Source organism: Streptomyces sp. R33, assembly GCF_041200175.1.
GTDB lineage: Bacteria > Actinomycetota > Actinomycetes > Streptomycetales > Streptomycetaceae > Streptomyces > Streptomyces katrae_B.
On sequence record NZ_CP165727.1, the window covers coordinates 4,366,455 to 4,382,875 of the forward strand.

General features: G+C 73.0%; 13 protein-coding genes. 7 read left to right on the forward strand and 6 right to left on the reverse strand.

The genetic code is table 11. The features are described from left to right. Positions 1-6: 6 nt before the first annotated feature. The 5 genes from AB5J51_RS19955 to AB5J51_RS19975 all read right to left on the reverse strand — a co-directional run bounded on the left by AB5J51_RS19955 (position 7) and on the right by AB5J51_RS19975 (position 6,886). Positions 7-1,920 (reverse strand): C1 family peptidase, encoded by a 1,914-nt coding sequence (locus tag AB5J51_RS19955; RefSeq protein WP_136226006.1) that lies wholly within the window; start codon positions 1,918-1,920, stop codon positions 7-9. 175 nt (positions 1,921-2,095) lie between these two features. Continuing rightward, a complete protein-coding gene (locus AB5J51_RS19960; RefSeq protein ID WP_369778210.1) occupies positions 2,096-3,163 on the reverse strand; it encodes a hypothetical protein in 1,068 nt (355 codons plus the stop codon). Positions 3,164-3,443: 280 nt separating this feature from the next. Next, entirely contained in the window at positions 3,444-5,003 is a 1,560-nt protein-coding gene (locus AB5J51_RS19965) for an MFS transporter (RefSeq protein WP_133897427.1), read from the reverse strand. A gap of 141 nt (positions 5,004-5,144) precedes the next feature. Further along, entirely contained in the window at positions 5,145-6,128 is a 984-nt protein-coding gene (locus AB5J51_RS19970) for an NADPH:quinone reductase (RefSeq protein ID WP_053787108.1), read from the reverse strand. A gap of 179 nt (positions 6,129-6,307) precedes the next feature. Further along, entirely contained in the window at positions 6,308-6,886 is a 579-nt protein-coding gene (locus AB5J51_RS19975; protein WP_053787107.1) for an NADPH-dependent FMN reductase, read from the reverse strand. Between the two features lie 251 nt (positions 6,887-7,137). Here AB5J51_RS19975 and AB5J51_RS19980 point away from each other — a divergent pair, with 251 nt between their 5' ends. Both AB5J51_RS19980 and AB5J51_RS19985 read left to right on the forward strand, forming a co-directional pair. Continuing rightward, a complete protein-coding gene (locus tag AB5J51_RS19980) occupies positions 7,138-8,043 on the forward strand; it encodes a pirin family protein (RefSeq protein ID WP_369778211.1) in 906 nt (301 codons plus the stop codon). Positions 8,044-8,188: 145 nt separating this feature from the next. Then, positions 8,189-8,395 (forward strand): hypothetical protein, encoded by a 207-nt coding sequence (locus tag AB5J51_RS19985; RefSeq protein WP_053787105.1) that lies wholly within the window; start codon positions 8,189-8,191, stop codon positions 8,393-8,395. A gap of 253 nt (positions 8,396-8,648) precedes the next feature. Here AB5J51_RS19985 and AB5J51_RS19990 read toward each other — a convergent pair whose 3' ends face one another. Further along, positions 8,649-9,311 (reverse strand): TetR/AcrR family transcriptional regulator, encoded by a 663-nt coding sequence (locus tag AB5J51_RS19990; protein WP_369778212.1) that lies wholly within the window; start codon positions 9,309-9,311, stop codon positions 8,649-8,651. 180 nt (positions 9,312-9,491) lie between these two features. Here AB5J51_RS19990 and AB5J51_RS19995 point away from each other — a divergent pair, with 180 nt between their 5' ends. The 5 genes from AB5J51_RS19995 (at position 9,492) to pcaB (ending at position 16,417) form a co-directional block, all read left to right on the forward strand. Continuing rightward, positions 9,492-10,043: an SRPBCC family protein gene (locus AB5J51_RS19995; protein ID WP_053787103.1), complete on the forward strand. Its 552-nt coding sequence runs from the start codon at positions 9,492-9,494 to the stop codon at positions 10,041-10,043. A gap of 95 nt (positions 10,044-10,138) precedes the next feature. Next, positions 10,139-11,740 (forward strand): class I adenylate-forming enzyme family protein, encoded by a 1,602-nt coding sequence (locus AB5J51_RS20000; protein WP_136226010.1) that lies wholly within the window; start codon positions 10,139-10,141, stop codon positions 11,738-11,740. Beyond that, a complete protein-coding gene (locus tag AB5J51_RS20005; RefSeq protein ID WP_053787101.1) occupies positions 11,740-12,945 on the forward strand; it encodes an FAD-dependent oxidoreductase in 1,206 nt (401 codons plus the stop codon). The genes AB5J51_RS20000 and AB5J51_RS20005 overlap by 1 nt, the downstream gene beginning before the upstream one ends. After that, the gene (locus AB5J51_RS20010; protein WP_369778213.1) at positions 12,942-14,984 is read left to right on the forward strand and encodes an FAD/NAD(P)-binding protein; all 2,043 of its coding nucleotides are present in this window, start codon (positions 12,942-12,944) and stop codon (positions 14,982-14,984) included. The genes AB5J51_RS20005 and AB5J51_RS20010 overlap by 4 nt, the downstream gene beginning before the upstream one ends. Then, positions 14,981-16,417, forward strand: coding sequence for a 3-carboxy-cis,cis-muconate cycloisomerase (pcaB, locus tag AB5J51_RS20015; RefSeq protein ID WP_369778214.1), 1,437 nt, complete (start codon positions 14,981-14,983; stop codon positions 16,415-16,417). Before AB5J51_RS20010 ends, pcaB begins: the two co-directional genes overlap by 4 nt. The last annotated feature ends 4 nt before the right edge of the window (positions 16,418-16,421 follow it).

The window sequence follows — 16,421 nt, forward strand, 5'->3', positions numbered from 1 at the left end:
CCCCGCTCAGGCGGGGCCGATCACCGGCCCCTCGTGCCAGCCCGCGCCGTCCCGCCAGTAGTGCTGCAGCTGCCGGTCCGTGCGCAGGACGATGACCTCCAGGTTGAACCCGAAACTGCCCTGGAGCATCCCGGTGACGGCGAGCGCGTCGTGACCGAACACGGCGCTGCGGCTCCAGGCGGAGCCGGACGCGTTGCCCCGCCACCAGTGCTCGATGCGGCCGCCGGCCACGACCGCGCACAGCTCGTAGTTCCCGGCGGTGTCCTCGTCGGCCGCTCCGTACTGCGCCTCGATCAGGCAGGGCGCGGAGGTGATCCCGCTGCCGAAGACCTCCCCGGGGCGCCAGGCGAACCCGTTCGGGTCGTCGCGCCACCACAGCTGCATGCGGCCGTCCGTACGGGTGGCGACGAGGTCGAGGTGGCGGCTGCGGGTCTGGACGAGGGCGGGCCCGAAATGGGCGATGCCCGAGGCGAAACGGCCGCCGTCGTTCCAGGTCCAGGGGGCGCCGTTGATCCGCCACCAGTGGTTCAGGCGGCCGTCGGCGGTGCGGACGACCGCCTCGAAGTTGCCCGGCTTGCCGTAGTCGCTCTGGATGAACGCCGGGGTCGAGCCGATCGCCGCGTCGCCCGGCCCGAAGGCGCCGCCGTCGCGCCAGACGCCCGCGGACTGCTCGTAGTACCAGTGGCGCAGCCGGCCGCCGGTGGTCACGTGCAGGGACTCCATGTTGCGGTTGTAGGTGGTCCCGGTGAAGGCGGGCTGGCCGGAGGCGTCGTTCGCGTACGACTGGGCGCGGGCCCACGGGAAGGGGGCGTCGCCCTCGCGCCACCAGTGCTGGAGGCGGCCGCCGCCTGCGGTGGCGAGCATCTCGAAGTTGCGGTGGGCGCGGCCGTTGCCGCTCTCGTAGACGTTGCCGGTGTGCAGACGGCGCTTGCTCCACGGGTCGATGTTGGTGCCGCGCAGGCCGCACTTGGCCCAGTGGTCGATGTTGACCTCGCCGTAGGCGATGCGCCCGTACCCGCCGACGTGGTAGCCCGGCCCCCAGGAGTTCTTGAACAGCCAGCAGCCGGCGGCGTCGTCGTAGCCGACGATCAGCACGCAGTGGCCGCCCGCGAGGCGGTCGCTGGTGCGGTGGTAGACACCCGAGCCGAGGCCGAAGAAGTCGTCGTACACGTCGAAGCAGGCGGTCAGCGGCCCGACGGTGTCGAGCCAGACCTTCTGCTGCTCGACGTCGCCGAGGCGGACGTAGTCGGTGATCCGGACGGTGCGGCCGGACCGGTCCCAGCTGGGCGTGTACTCGGCGCGCCAGGCATCGCGGCGGTCGGCGGGAACGGTGGAGGGGGGCGGGGAGTAGGGCCAGCAGTCCGGATCGGCGAGACCGCCGTTGGTCTTGACCCAGTCGAGGGCGGTCTCGGGGTTGGAGCCCTGGCCGCAGGTGAACTTCAGACCGTCGTGGACGTCCCCCTCGGACCGCTCCGCCCAGACGTTGTGCTCGATGCGGGCCATGGACTCGACGAGGCCCGCGGCCCCGAAGGCCCAGCAGGAGCCGCACGGGTTCTGGTCCTTGACCTTGGTGATCCAGGGCCAGCCCCAGCGGCTCCGCCAGTCGACGGTGGCGGGGCGCGCTCCGGCGACCGCCCCTCGTTGCGCGCCGGGCAGCAGCCCGTGGGCGGCGCGGCGGCGGGTGAGATGCGGATTGCCGCTCTCGTGCCCGATGAGCCCCCGCAGGTCGATGACTCCTGCTTCTTCGGCGGACGTGAGGTTCGCCCCGGGTTCCAGGCCGAGGGAGGGCCGGGGCACGGCCTCCTCGTCGGCGAGGTGCTCGATGACGGACCAGCGCGCTCCGTGCTCCACGAGTTGCGCGCGCAGCTCCCCCACCGTCTGGACAGAATCGGACTCAGGCTCGACAGACTGCTCCGGCATACCGGCCCCCCAGCTGCAACCGTTCGGATGCGAGGTCCGGGAGCGTCCATCCGGGCGCCGGGCGCGTCAAGGGTGTCTGCAAGGTCGCGCAGTCGCACGGGGGGTCGTACGGGATACGCGCGTCCGCCCCCGGCGTCGCAGGGACACCGGGGGCGGACGGGGATTCGGCGCGGAGCTACTCGGCCGGGTCCGGGGCGGGGGCCGGGGCGGCCGCCGGCATGCCGGGCAGGCCGAGACCGGTGAACAGGGCGACCACGGTGGTGCCGAGGTCGTTCACGACGGCCGAGGCCTTGTCCTTGGCGTTGGTCGTGCAGCCGCAGGGGCCGGCCGCCTTGGCGACTTCGTCGACGGAGGCCTTGAGGTGGTCGACCGCGGCGGCGACGAGGTCGAGGGGGGCACCGGCCCTGCCGGCCCGCGCGGAGACGGGGGCGACGGCGGGCAGGGGCGCCGGGACCGCGGCCGGGAGGGTGACGGGCTTGGCGACCTCGGCGGGAGGCTTCGCCATGTCGGCCGGGGGCTTGGCCACTTGGGCGGGGGGCTTCGCGGCCTCCACCGGCTTCGCTACCTCGGCCGGGGGCTTGGCGGCCTCCACCGGCTTCACGACCTCGGCCGGAGGCTTCGCCGCCTCCACGGGCTTGACCGCCTCGGCCGGAGGCTTGGCCGCCTCCACCGGCTTCGCCACCTCGGCCGGGGGCTTCGCCGCCTCCACCGGCTTGACCGCCTCGGCCGGAGGCTTCGCCGCTTCCGCCGGGGGCTTCGCCACCTCGGCCGGGGGCTTGGCCACCTCGGCCGGAGGCTTGGCCACCTCCGCCGGGGGCTTCGCCGCCTCGACCGGGGGCTTCGCCACCTCCGCGGGAGGCTTGGGCAGCACCACCGGCTCCGCCGGGGTGTCGGCCGGGGGCTTGGCCTGCGCGGCCGGGGCCGCCGCCGCGAACGTCTGCTTCAGGCCCGCGAGCGCCGCGTCGATCTTCTGCTTGTGCGCGGCCAGGGTCGCCTCCGGGAGCTTCCCGTCCGGCGACTTCAGGACCTCCCCGAGGAAGTTGGTGACGGGCGTGATCAGCACGCCTGCGGAGCCCAGGGCCTGCACCTGCGCGGTCAGCGCCTCGGTACCCGGGATGGACTTCTTGGCCACGGGTGCCGACGGCTTGGCGGGGGCGTTGGCCGCCCCGGCCAGGCCGGGGGACGCGGACAGCAGCGTCACGCAGAGGGCGGCGGGGAGGGTGTAGCGGGTGATGCGGTGCAAGATCTCTCTCCTGTTCAGAGGCAGAGTGGTGACATGGGACGTGGGACACGGGACATGTCGGGGGCACGGGACTTGCCCCTGTCCACTCACGGCCACTCCGTCACATCCGGCAACCGGAGGCCGACCCGCACACCCCGGTGAAACGCCCTGAATTCGGCGCCCCAGCCCCTGTGACCTGCACTGATCGCTTCACTCTTCAGCTGTGCTGCACCCTCGTGAAACTCTCACCCTGAGTGATCGCGACGGCTGTCGTACCCCCACCCCGGCCTGCCCCCCTTGGTCAGGCCGGAGTGGAGGAGCGCTCGGCCTGCCGGTCGGCGGCCCTCGGGCCGGACGGCGCGATCCGGTCCGCCCGGTCGCCCCGGCGGGGTCGGCGGTCTCGGCGGGCGGGCGCCAGCCCGTACAGCGCCAGGCCGATGGCCAGCAGGAACACCGCACAGGCCGCCTCGAAGGCGAACGCGTACCCGCCCGTGGCGGCCGCCGGGTCCCCGGCGGCCAGCAGGGAGGCCGTCCGGGCGTCCGCGGCCGAGGTGATCAGGGCCAGGCTGATGGTGGGCCCGGCCAGGATGGCCGTGTTGACCACCGCCCCGGCCAGGGCGGACTGCTCCTCCGGGACCCCGCTGACGGCCCCCGGCACCGCGGCGGACATCAGCGTGCCGATGCCGGCCGACAGGATGACCAGACCCGACAGGACCCACGGCGTCGAGCCCGTGCGCAGCCCCACGCCGCCGATCAGGAACAGGCCGGCGGCGATGACCGCCAGTCCCCCCACCGCCACCGCGCGGATGCCGAGACGGGCGACGATCCGGCCCGCGACGAAGCCGACACCCAGCAGCATCGCGCTGTACGGGATGAAGGCCAGCGCGTTCTGCAGCGCCGAATAGCCGCGTACCTGCTGGAAGTAGAGGGCCAGCAGGAAGGCGGTGCTCGCGCCGATCGCCGGGCCGAGCAGCGCGCAGACCAGCGCGGTCGCGCGGTAGCGCGAGGCGAGGAAGCCGGGCGGCAGCAGGGGCGCGCGGACGCGCTGCTGGGCGGCGACGAACACGGCGAGCAGGACCGCGCCGAGCGCGAGCGGGGCCAGGACCTGCGGCGCGGCCCAGCCGTGCGGCCCGACCATCACGAAGCCGTACCCGAGGGTGGAGAGCGCGAGGGTGCCGAGTACCGCGCCGAGGAGGTCCACGGGGACCCGTACGGGCGCGGGCCCGGCCGGCAGCGACCGGGGGGTGAGGGCCAGTACGGCGGCGGCCGCGGCGGCGAGCAGTCCGAAGCTCCACCGCCAGTTCAGCCAGGCGACGAGCGCACCGCTGAGCACGATGCCGACGGCGGCGCCCAGGCTGGCCAGCAGACCCCACCGGGCCAGCGCGGTGGCCCTGGCCTTGCCTTCGGGGAAGACGACCCGCAGCAGGGCCATGGCCGCGGGGGCGGCGAGGGCGGCGCCGCAGCCCTGGAGGAAACGGGCGGCGAGGACGGTGTGCGAGCTGGGGGCCAGCGCCGCGGCGAGGGAGGCGACGGCGAACAGGGCCGTGCCCCGCGTGAACAGCCGGCGCTGCCCGATCCGGTCGGTGAGCCGCCCGCCGAGCAGCAGCAGCCCGCTGAAGGCCAGGCCGTACGCGGCGCTGTCGATGATGAGGTCGATCCGGCTCAGGCCGAGTTCCCGCTGCATGGCCGGACCGGCGGCGAACGTCACCGACACCGAGGCGTTGAGCATGAGCTGCAGGGCGCCGAGGATCGCGAACCGCGCCCAGGTGTTCCGCGGAGGCGGGGCGGCCAGGGGCTCGGCGTGTGCATGGGCCTGGGCCTTCACCCGGGCCTGGGCCTGGGCCTCTGGGGAGTCGTCCATGCCGCGAGTCTGGCAGTCGGCGTCAGCCGCGGGAGGCGCCGCAGGGCCAGTCCGTCAGGTCTGCCGACGCCTCTGCCACCGCGTCTGCCGCCGGTGCTCCCGGTGCTCCCGGCGCTTCCGGTGCTCCCGGCGCTTCCGTCGTCAGGATTCCTTCGGCAGCAACACCACGCGGCTGCCGTGCAGCTCGCCGTCCTCGATGCGCCGGTGCGTACGGGCCGCCTCCGACAGGGGGACCCGCTCGATGGAGCGGGCGCGCAGCTTGCCGTTCGCCAGCAGGCGATTGATCGAGACGGCAGCCTCGGCGAGTTCGGCCGAGGTGGCGTGCGAGATCACGAAGCCGACGACGGAGCCGTCCTTCATGTAGAGCGGACCGGCGGGCAGGACCGGCTGGGAGCGGGCGCCGGCGAGGAGCACGATCCGCCCGCGGGGGGCGAGCAGTCCGACGGCGGCGGCCAGGTCGTTCGTGCCCGAGGTGTCGATGTGGACGTCGATGCCCTGCGGGCTGGACTCCCGGATGCGGGCGGTCAGTTCGGGGTCGCCGTAGTCGAGGACGGTCTCGGCTCCGAGCGCCCGGCAGTGCTCGGCGTCGCGCGCAGCGGCCGTGGCGACGACCCGGGCGCCGGCTTCGACGGCCATGACGATCAAGGCGCTGCCCACGTTCCCGGCGGCGCCGGCGATGAGGACGGTCTCGCCGGGACGGACCCGGCCGTGGGTGAACAGCGCGAGGTACGCGGTGCCCGCGGGGTGCACGACCGCGACGGCCTCGGCGGCGTCCGTGGCGGCGGGCAGCCGGTAGAGGCGGTCAGAGGGGACCACGGCCTGTTCGGCGGCGGCGCCCTGGCGGCCGCCGTGGCCGAGGCTGTTGCACCAGACGCGGTCGCCGGGGGCGAAGCCCGCAGCGCCTGGGCCGGCGGACACGACCGTACCCACCAGGTCGCGGCCGATCACGAAGGGGAACTCGACGGGGGTGCGGAACAGCCCGGACCGCACGAAGGTGTCGACCGGGTTGACGGACACCGCCTCGACCTCGACCAGGACGTCCGTCGGGCCGGGGGCCGGAGGGGCCATCTCGCCGTAGCGGATGTTCTCGGCGGGGCCCAGTTCTTCGATGAAAGCTGCACGCATGAGGCGATCCTCGCAAGGGCTCCCGGGTTCGCGCAGAGCGCCGCGAAGGCTTCGTCAACTCCCGGTGCCGGCGGACCCGGGAAAGGCCGAAGGGCCGCTACGGGGGGTGTGAGCGGCCCTTCGGAGAGGGGGGATCGAGCAGGAGCTGGCGACTCCGGCCGGTGGGGGTCGGTGGCGGCTCAGAGGTTGGCGGCCGCGTTCGCGCGGGTCTCGCGGATCTTCGTACCGAGCGCGGAGAGCAGCCCCTGCAGGATCTCGACGGTGGTCTCGTCCGTCAGGTTGCCGCCGTCGTCGAAGCGCTCCTGGGCGCGGAAGATCATCAGCTCGGGCTTGCCGACGACCTTGGAGTCCGTCCACAGGAACATCTGGCGCAGTGCGAGCTGCGCGCGCACCGTGCCGAAGTTGGTCTGCGCGGCGCCGGCGATCGCGATCGGCTTGCCGGTCAGCGAGGAGTTGAGGGCCGGGCGGCTCGCCCAGTCCAGGGCGTTCTTCAGGACACCGGGGATCCCGTAGTTGTACTCGGGGGTGGCGATGAAGATGCCGTCCGCCTCCGCGATGCGGCGCCGCAGGTCGGCCACGGCGACCGGGGCGGGCTCGACGTCGTGGTCGGTGTCGTAGGGCGGGATGTCGCGCAGGCCCTCGTAGATCTCGATGGCCAGGTCACCGGGGGCGAACTTCTGGGCGGCGCGCACGAGGGCGCTGTTGTACGAGGCGCCGCGCAGGCTGCCGGAGATGGCCAGGATCTTGAGCTCGGGCATGAACTGTCCTTCCGCAAAGGTGACATGCGCAGCGAATGCCGTGTCCGGCACGCCCCTGCGAGGTGAACGTCGGTGAATGACCAGGAGTCTGTCCGCGCGGCCGCTGCGCCGACAACGGCGGTGGGCGGTATCTGTCAGTTATCGGCGGACGGGGCGGTCCGCAGGACTTGATCGGGGACGGGCCCTCCCGTATAACTGACATCGAACTGAACTGAACTGTACGGTTCATTCACCGAGGGAGAGAAGGCATCATGACCACGCACGCTTCCGCTGTCGAGACCACCGCCGCGACCACGTCCGCGACCCGCTCGGTGATCGACGTACTGCAGCCGGTCCACACCCTGGAGGGCGAGGGCTTCCCGGTCCGCCGCCCCTTCCCCACGCCCCAGATCCCGCAGCTGGACCCCTTCCTGATGGTCGACCAGGTCGGCCCGGTGGACCTCGGCCCGGGCGAACCCAAGGGCGCCCCCGACCACCCGCACCGCGGGTTCGAGACCATCGCGTACGTGATGGAGGGCGACATCGAGTACGCGGACTCCACCGGCAACCGCGGGGTCGTACCGCCCGGGGCCGTGCAGTGGCTGACGGCGGGCGCGGGGGTGGTGCACTCCGCCCAGCCGACCGACGCCTTCCGCGCGGCCGGGGGCATCCAGCACAACCTGCAGATCTGGGTGAACCTGCCCGCCGCCCGCAAGGGGCTGCGCCCGCGCACCCAGAACCACGGCGCTGCGCAGATCCCGGTGGTCCGGAACCTGGACGGCTCCTGGTTCAAGGTCATCGCCGGCTCGGCGCTCGGCGTGACCGGGCCCTTCGACACCCAGGTCCCGGTGACGGTCGTGCACGCGTCCATCGCCCCGGGCGCCAGCGCGGTGCTACCGGCGCCGGCGGGCCGCAACGCGGCGGTGTACGTCCTGTCCGGCAGCGGCAAGGTCGCCTCGAGCGAGCTGGCCGACGGCGAACTGGCCGTACTCGGCGACGACGGCAACACGGTGCGCGTGGAGGGCGGCCCGGTCGGCGCCGACCTCCTCTTCCTGACGGGCGAGCCGATCGGTGAACCGGTCTTCCGCGCCGGCCCGTTCGTGATGAACACCCCGGAGGAGATCGACCAGGCCTTCGACGACTACGCGGCGGACCGCCTGGGCCGCTACGAGGACTGACCGCGCACCGCACACCGACCACCACGGGGGCCCACCGCCGAGCGCGGGCGGGCCCCCCGTCGGCTTCCCTGCCGCGCCTGGCCGGATCGCGCGGGCGCCCCGGTCGGCAGGGTTACTCTCCTCGAGATCGAAAAACGGGGGTGTCATGAGGTTCTTCTGGTTCGTGTGGCTCGTCCGCCATTTCGAGGAATTCGGCTACAGCCAGGGCCCGTTGCGGGCCGGGATCGGCACACTCGCCGTCGTCTTCACGGCCCTGCTCCTCGCCTACACCCTCCGCCGCTGGAAGCCGGCCGCCCTGGCGGCGGCCGCCGCGGCCGCCACCGCCGGTATCACCTGGCTGTCCCTGCACTGACCCCGTCCGCGCGTGGCCCGGGCCCCATTGACGATCCCCGGCATGAGCGGGGTGGTGAGCAGCCCGGCGAGTTCGGGATCGGCGGCCGCAGCCGCGCACAGTCCCTGGACCGGGTCCACCCCGTCCGGGCCGTGGAGGACCATGCAGAGCCGCCCCTGGCCGAGCAGGGTAGCGGCCCCCACAGTGCCATTCCGTGAGGGCGAAACGACAGCAACGCGCCCCTACACAGCAAGTGCCAACGTACCTACCGGTACTACGAGTTCACCCCGTAATGGTGGAGGAACATGTCCACCCCGCCCTGGATGAGGCGTTCCGTCAGGTCCTCGTCCAGGGCGGTGCCGTACGCGCCGTAGACCAGGTGGGGTGAGAGGACCAGGCCAGAGAGCTGGAGGACGGCCAGTTCCATGTCCGGGATGCGCAGCAGGCCGCGGTCGTCGAGGCGGCCCAGGGCCGTGGCCAGGGCGGCGTGCTGGCGGCCGGGGCCCTCCTCCTGCCAGGTGGCACCCAGCTCCGGGAAGCGGTGGCGTTCGCCCGCGATCACGTTGCGCAGCGCCAGCACCTCCGGGGTGGTGAGACCGGCGACCCAGGTGCGGCAGGCCTCCAGCAGGTCGGTGCGGACGTCGTCCGACTCGGCGAGCCGGGCCTGGATCACCGACTGGGCCACCTCCAGCGCCTCGTCGAGCGTCTGCCCGATCACGGCGTTGAACAGGTTCTCCTTGCTGCCGAAGTGGTTGTAGATGGTGACCTTCGAGACGCCGGCCTCGGCGGCGAGCTGGTCCACCCCGGCTCCGAAGCCCTCACGCAGGAACACCGTGCGGGCCGCCTGCAGGATGGCCTCGCGCTTGCGCGCTGCGCGCGCACCGGTGGGCACGGGCTGCTGCTGCTGGGCTTCGGTGGCGCTGGTCCTTGCGGTCATGTCGGTCCCTGTTCCTCGAAGGTGCGGGTCCAGTCTAGGACCCAACTGAACTGTACCGTTGCGTTCAGTTGAACTGAACTGTATGGTTCATCTAGCTGAGAGCGCCAAACACGGCGCCTGGCAGAGCAGTTGAGGCCAGCAGCAAGCACTCACGACGGTTCAGCAACAGGAGGTCACCCCATGAGCGACACCCAGACTCCCCTCTTCCGGTCCCGGGCCCAGGTCCACGTCTCCGCCGCGCCGGCCGAGGTCTACGCCGTCGTCAGCGACCTGGCCCGGAGCGGCGAGTGGAGCCCCGAGTGCCTCGGCGGCGAGTGGACCACCGGCGCCCCCGGCGCGGTCGGCTCGGTGTTCCGCGGCGAGAACGAGCGGAGCGAGGACGTCGTCTCCTGGGCGCCGGTGGTGCGCGGCAAGTGGACGACGTACGCCGAGGTCGTCGCCGCCGAGCCCGGCCGGACCTTCCAGTGGGCCATGCACAACAGCTCCGGCGAGAAGCAGGACAGCGTCTGGGGCTTCTCCATCGAGGCGGACGGCAAGGAGAGCCTCCTGGTCCACCACTTCCGGATGGGCTCCGCCACCGAGGGGATCCGCGGCATCACCGCCGAGATGGACGAGGAGCAGAAGCAGCAGTTCTTCGCCGAGTGGGGCGAGAAGGTGGCCGGCGACCTCGCCGCGACCCTCGAGCGCATCAAGGTCGTCATCGAGACGGAACGCCGCACGACCGGCTCCTGAGCCTTCTCCCTCCTCCGCTCCTCTTCCTCCGCCCCTCTTCCGCTCCTCTTCCGTAACTGATCGTCATTCCGACTTACTTGGGAAAGGTCCAGGCGATGATTCTGCAGCGCATCGGGAACAAGGGAATCCGGCTCGGCACCCTCTTCGAGCGGGCCGCGAGAAAGCACCCGTCGAACGTCGTGATCCTCGATCACGACCTGGACATAGCCCCGGGCCTGGGGCGCCGGGCGACGGTGGCCGAGGTCGCCGACCTGATCGACGACATGGCCTCGAGGCTCTGGGCCGCGGACGTACGGCCCGGCCGGCGGGTCGTCGTCTACAAGTCCGACGGCTTCGACATCACCCTGCTGGCCTGCGCCGTCGCCCGCATCGGCGCCGTCCCGGTGCTGCTGTCGCCGAAGCTCGACGGCGAGACCGTCGCCGAACTCGTACGCCGTACCGACCAGCCCTACCTGCTCACCGACCAGAACAAGCTGGAGACCGAGCTGCCCTCCTCGGTCTTCCAGGAGGCCGGGCAGGTCCTGCTCACCTCCGGCAGCTACGAGGACGCCACCGAACTCGCCTCGCTCGCCGGGGTCCCCCGGGTCCCCGCCGTGACGATGCCGCCCGAGCACCCCACCCTGATCACGCACACCTCCGGCACCACCGGCACCCCCAAGCTCGCCGTCCACACCGGCGCCACCCTCGAGGCGCGCTACCGCCCGCAGGCCGCGATCACCAAGCCGCTCATACCGGGCCGCGAGACGATCGCCATGCACGTCTCCTTCGTCCACTCGCGGCTCATCACCGCCCTCGCCATCTCCCTCTTCCGCGGCTTCCCGATCGTCGTCCTCGCCGACTCCGACCCCAAGCAGGCCGCCGACCTCTTCGCCCGGCTGCGCCCCGGCATCCTGGAGGCCCACCCCAACTCCTTCATGGAGTGGGAGGAGATGGCCGACGACCCCCGCCGGCCGCTGGCCAACGTCAAGCTCTTCAGCAGCACCTTCGACGCCATCCACCCGCGCACCGTGCAGCGGCTGCTGGGCGCGACGAAGCGCAAGGCGCCGGTCTTCGGCCAGCTGTACGGGCAGAGCGAGATCGGCCCGGCCGTCGCGCGCTCCTTCTCCAAGCGCCGCGGGCTCGACGCCGACGGCCGCTGCGTGGGCATGCCCTTCCCCGGCATGACGGACGTCCGCGTCGTCAGCCGCAACGGACTGCCGCCCTCCGAGACCAACCCGGGCTTCATCGAGGTCAAGAGCGACGGCCGGATCGTCACCTACCTCGGCGAGCAGGAACGTTACGACAAGCAGGTCAACGACGGCTGGTGGCGGATGGGCGACGTCGGCTACCGCACCAAGTGGGGCTGCGTGCACCTGCTCGACCGCGAGGTCGACCTGATCGAGGGCTTCGGCTCCACCCTCGCCGCCGAGGACACCCTCTTCACCCGGCTGGACGAGCTCGCCGAGGTCATCATCATCCCCGACGAGAGCGGCCGCGCCGTCCCCGTCGTCTGCACCAAGGACGACAAGCCCCTCGACGCCGAGGCCTGGAAGGCCGCCGTCGCCGGACTGCCGCCGATGGCCGAGCCCGTCCAGTGGCGCCAGTCCGAACTGCCGCAGACCGCCACCACCAAGATCAAGCGGCTGGAGCTCGCCCGGCTGCTGACCGCAGGGGCCACCGCCGGCGCCACCGCCGACCGCACCGAGGAGAACGTCTGATGTCGAAGCTGATCATCGTCGGCGGAGGAATCGGCGGCCTGGCCACCGCCCTCGCCACCGCCCGCCAGGGACACCGCGTCCTGGTCCTGGAACGGGCCCCCGAGTTCGCCGAGATCGGCGCCGGCATCCAGCTCGCGCCCAACGGCCTGCACGCCCTCGACCGCCTCGGCCTCGGGGACGCCGTCCGCGCCACCGCCGTACAGATGGACGAGCTCCGGTTCATGGACGGGGTCACCGGCCGGCACGTGGTCAGCATGGACCTGACCGAGCGCTACCGCGCCCGGTTCGGCAACCCGTACGCCGTCGTCCACCGCGCCGAACTGCACACCAAGCTGCTCGAGGCCTGCCGGGCCGACGACTCCATCGAACTGCGCAGCGCCGTCACCGCCGTCGGGTACGAGCAGGACGAGACCGGCGCCTCGGTCCTCCTCGAGGACGGCGAGCGGATCACCGGCGACGCCCTGATCGGCGCCGACGGCATCCACTCCGCGATCCGCGCCCAGCTCGTCGGCGACGGCGCACCCCGCAACTCCGGGATCACCGTCTACCGGGCGATCATCCCGATGGAGCAGGTCCCCGAGGAGCTGCGCCACCTCACCTCGGTGACCTGGTGGACCGGGCCCCACTGCCACTTCGTGCACTACCCGATCGCCGGCGGCAAGTACCTCAACCTCGCGGCCAGCAGCGACAACAGCGCGACCGAGACGCTCGCCGGGGTCCCCGCCTCCCCGGGCGACATCCGCCGCGAGTTCGCCGCCCTCGGCGAGGACGCACAGCGCCTGCTCGCCCTCGGCGAGGGCTGGAAGTCCTGGGTGCTGGTCGACCGGGACCCGGTCGACACCTGGACCGACGGCCGGGTCGCCCTGCTCGGCGACGCCGCCCACCCGATGCTCCACTACGTGGCGCAAGGCGCCTGCCAGGGCCTCGAGGACGCCGTGATCCTGGGCGACCTGCTCGACTGCGGCAGCGACGAACTCCCCGAGCGTTTCCAGAAGTTCAACGCCGAGCGGCGCGAGCGCACGGCCCGGATCCAGCTCCTCGCCCGGGAGAGCATCAAGCTCTGGCACACCTCCGGAGCCGCCGCCTCGGCCCGCAACGACCAGCTGTCCTCGTACACCCCCGAGGAGCTCCACGACTACGTGGCCTGGATGCACGGCGCCCGCACCATCGACGAGAACACCACCCCGAACGGAGAGCAGCGATGAACCGCAACCAGGGACAGCAGGGTCAGCAGGGTCAGAAGCAGGGACGGCACCAGGTCGCCATCATCGGCGCCGGCCCGCGCGGCCTCTCCGTCCTGGAGCGCCTGTGCGCCAACGAGCGCAGGAACCCGCGGCACTCCGCGGTCACCGTCCACGTGGTCGACCCGTCGGCGCCGGGCGCCGGCCAGGTCTGGCGCTCCGACCAGTCCCAGCACCTGCTGATGAACACGGTCGCCTCCCAGATCACCATCTACACCGACGACAGCGTCCGCACCGAGGGCCCGATCGAGCCCGGCCCGAGCCTGTACGAGTGGGCCCGGGGCATCGCGGAGGCCGGCGCCGCAGACGGAGCCGCAGAGGGCGACGCCGACGAGGCGACCCTCGCCGAGGCCCGCCGGTTGGGCCCGAACACCTACCCCACCCGCGCCTTCTACGGGAGCTACCTGCGCGCCACCTTCGAGCGCGTCGTACGCAACGCCCCCGCCCACGTCACGGTCGAGGTGCACCGCTCCCGGGCCGTGGCCATGGCCGACACGCACGGCACCACCGGCGGGCAGCAGGGCGTCCGCCTCGAGAACGGCACCCGGCTCAACGACCTCGACGCGATCGTGATGGCACAGGGCCACGTACCGGCCCGGCTGACCCCCCGCGAGGCGAAGACCGCGAGCCTCGCCCGGATCCACCACCTCACGTACGTCACGCCCGCCAACCCGGCGGACCTGGACCTGAACGTGGTGGGGCCCGGTGAGAACGTCCTGCTGCGCGGCCTCGGCCTGAACTTCTTCGACCACATGGCGCTCTTCACCGCCGGCCGCGGCGGCACCTTCGACCGCGCCGAGGACGGCCGCCTGGTCTACCGGCCCTCCGGCAACGAGCCCGTCCTGTACGCCAGTTCGCGGCGCGGCATCCCGTACCACGCCCGCGGTGAGAACGAGAAGGGCGCGTACGGCCGCTACCTGCCGCGCCTGCTGACCCCGCAGAAGATCGCCGAGATGCGCCGCCGCTCCGAGGACGGCGAGGGCATCAGCTTCTCCGCGGACCTGTGGCCGCTCATCTCCCGCGAGACGGAGAGCGTGTACTACGGCACCCTCCTGGAGAGCCGCGGCCGCGGCGCCGAGCGCGAGGGCTTCACCAAGCGCTACCTGTCGCTGGAGTCGCCGCAGGACCGGGGCTCGCTGCTGGACGTCTACGGCATCGAGGACGAGCAGCGCTGGGACTGGGAGAAGCTCTCCCGCCCGTACGGCGACCGCGAGTTCACCAGCCGCGAGGAGTTCCGGGACTGGCTGGTGGCGTACCTGGCCAAGGACGTCGCGGAGGCCAGGGCCGGCAACCTGAGCGGCCCGCTCAAGGCGGCCCTGGACGTGATGCGCGACCTGCGCAACGAGATCCGCCTCGCCGTCGACCACGGCGGCCTGGACGGCGACTCGCACCGCGACGACCTCGAAGGCTGGTACACGCCGCTCAACGCCTTCCTCTCCATCGGCCCGCCGGCCTCCCGCATCGAGGAGATGATCGCCCTCATCGACGCCGGGGTGCTCGTCCTGACCGGCCCGGGGACCGAGATCCGCGTCGACACCGCCGCCGGCGCCGACGCCACCTTCATCGCCCAGTCCCGTACCGTCCCCGGCCCCGCGGTCCGCGCCACCGTCCTGATCGAGGCCCGGCTGCCCGAGCCCGACCTGCGGCGCACCGACGACCCGCTGCTGCGCCACCTGCTCGACACCGAGCAGTGCACCACGTACCGCATCGCCGGCTCCGACGGCAGCAGCTACGAGTCCGGCGGCCTCGCCGTCACCGAGCGCCCGTACCGGCTCCTCGACGCCCGCGGCCGGGCCCACCCGCGCCGGTTCGCGTACGGGGTGCCCACCGAGTCCGTGCACTGGGTCACCGCGGCCGGCATCCGCCCGGGCGTCGACTCGGTCACCCTCGGCGACTCCGACGCCATCGCCCGCTCGGTCCTGGACCTCCCGACGGCGAGCGTGGTCCCCAGCGGTGTCGCGCCGCTGCCGGCCGAAACCGACCTGACCGGAGTCCTGGTATGAGCACGGCCGGTACGAGCCGGGCGGCTCAGGACGTGCTCACCGACGCGGGGCTGCTGTCGCCGGTACGGGCCGGCACCCCCGCCGAGGAAGCCGTCTGCGACCTGGCCTGGCTCCAGGCCATGCTCGACGCCGAGGCCGCCCTGGCCCGGGCCCAGGCCGGACTCGGCACCCTCCCGGAGTCCGCCGCCGAGGCCATCACCCGGGCGGCCCGGGCCGAGAACCTGGACCTGCGGGCCCTGGCCCTGGCCGCCCGGGAGACCGCGAACCCGGTGGTCGGCCTGGTGCAGGCGCTCACCCGGGTGGTCGCGGAGCAGGACACGCAGGGCACCGGAGCCGCCGAGTACGTGCACCGCGGCTCCACCAGCCAGGACATCTTCGACACCGGCGCCATGCTGGTCGCCGCCCGCACCCTGGGGCTGATCCGGGCCGACCTGGCCCGCACCGCCGAGGCCCTGGCCCGGCTGGCCGGTGAGCACCGGGACACGGCGATGGCGGGCCGCACGCTGGCCCTGCAGGCCGTGCCCACCACGTTCGGGCTGAAGGCGGCCGGCTGGCGGCAGCTGGTCCTGGACGCCGACCGGCGCCTGGCCCGGGTGCAGGACGACGGGCTGCCGGTGTCGCTCGGCGGCGCGGCGGGCACGCTGGGCGGCTACCTCGAATACGCCCGGATCGACGGCGCGGGGCGCCCGATCGAGCCCGGTGCGTACCTGGACGACCTGGTCGGGGCCTTCGCCGCCGAGACCGGACTCGCCCGCCCCGAACTGCCCTGGCACGTACTGCGCACCCCGGTCGCCGATCTCGCCGCCGCGCTCGCGTTCACCGCCGGCGCCCTCGGGAAGATCGCGGTCGACGTGCAGAACCTGGCCCGGACCGAGGTGGCCGAGGTCGCCGAGCCCGCCGTGGCCGGCCGCGGCAGCTCCTCGGCCATGCCCCACAAGCGCAATCCGGTCCTGAGCACGCTGCTGCGCAGCGCCGCCCTCCAGGTCCCGGTCCTCGCCACCGGGCTCGTGCAGTGCCTGGTCTCGGAGGACGAGCGCTCGGCCGGGGCCTGGCACGCCGAATGGCAGCTGCTGCGCGAGTCCCTGCGGCTGGTCGGCGGCGCCGCCCACACCGCGGTGGAGCTCGCCGAGGGGCTGACCGCCCGGCCGGAGCGGATGCGGGCCAATCTGCTGCTGACCGGCAGTCAGGTGGTCTCCGAGCGGATCGCGGCCGTGCTCGCACCTGAGTTGGGCAAGGCGGCCGCGAAGCAGCTGCTGACCCGGGTCTCGGCCGCGGCCGAGGAGAGCGGCCGGCCCCTGCACGAACTGCTCGCCGAAGAGCCGGTGTTCAAGGGGGGCCGGAGCGCGGACGAGCTGGCACGGCTGTGCGATCCCGGTACGTACACCGGGGGCGCGGGCCCGCTGGTGGACCGCGCGCTGACCCGGCCGCACTGAAATC

Bases quoted from the DNA above. Each gene is read 5' to 3' on its own strand.
- AB5J51_RS19955 (WP_136226006.1), bottom strand. From the start codon at position 1,920: ATGCCGGAGCAGTCTGTCGAGCCTGAGTCCGATTCTGTCCAGACGGTG.
- AB5J51_RS19965 (WP_133897427.1), bottom strand. From the start codon at position 5,003: ATGGACGACTCCCCAGAGGCCCAGGCCCAGGCCCGGGTGAAGGCCCAG.
- AB5J51_RS19970 (WP_053787108.1), bottom strand. From the start codon at position 6,128: ATGCGTGCAGCTTTCATCGAAGAACTGGGCCCCGCCGAGAACATCCGC.
- AB5J51_RS19975 (WP_053787107.1), bottom strand. From the start codon at position 6,886: ATGCCCGAGCTCAAGATCCTGGCCATCTCCGGCAGCCTGCGCGGCGCC.
- AB5J51_RS19980 (WP_369778211.1), top strand. From the start codon at position 7,138: ATGACCACGCACGCTTCCGCTGTCGAGACCACCGCCGCGACCACGTCC.
- AB5J51_RS19985 (WP_053787105.1), top strand. From the start codon at position 8,189: ATGAGGTTCTTCTGGTTCGTGTGGCTCGTCCGCCATTTCGAGGAATTC.
- AB5J51_RS19990 (WP_369778212.1), bottom strand. From the start codon at position 9,311: ATGACCGCAAGGACCAGCGCCACCGAAGCCCAGCAGCAGCAGCCCGTG.
- AB5J51_RS19995 (WP_053787103.1), top strand. From the start codon at position 9,492: ATGAGCGACACCCAGACTCCCCTCTTCCGGTCCCGGGCCCAGGTCCAC.
- AB5J51_RS20000 (WP_136226010.1), top strand. From the start codon at position 10,139: ATGATTCTGCAGCGCATCGGGAACAAGGGAATCCGGCTCGGCACCCTC.
- AB5J51_RS20005 (WP_053787101.1), top strand. From the start codon at position 11,740: ATGTCGAAGCTGATCATCGTCGGCGGAGGAATCGGCGGCCTGGCCACC.
- AB5J51_RS20010 (WP_369778213.1), top strand. From the start codon at position 12,942: ATGAACCGCAACCAGGGACAGCAGGGTCAGCAGGGTCAGAAGCAGGGA.
- pcaB (WP_369778214.1), top strand. From the start codon at position 14,981: ATGAGCACGGCCGGTACGAGCCGGGCGGCTCAGGACGTGCTCACCGAC.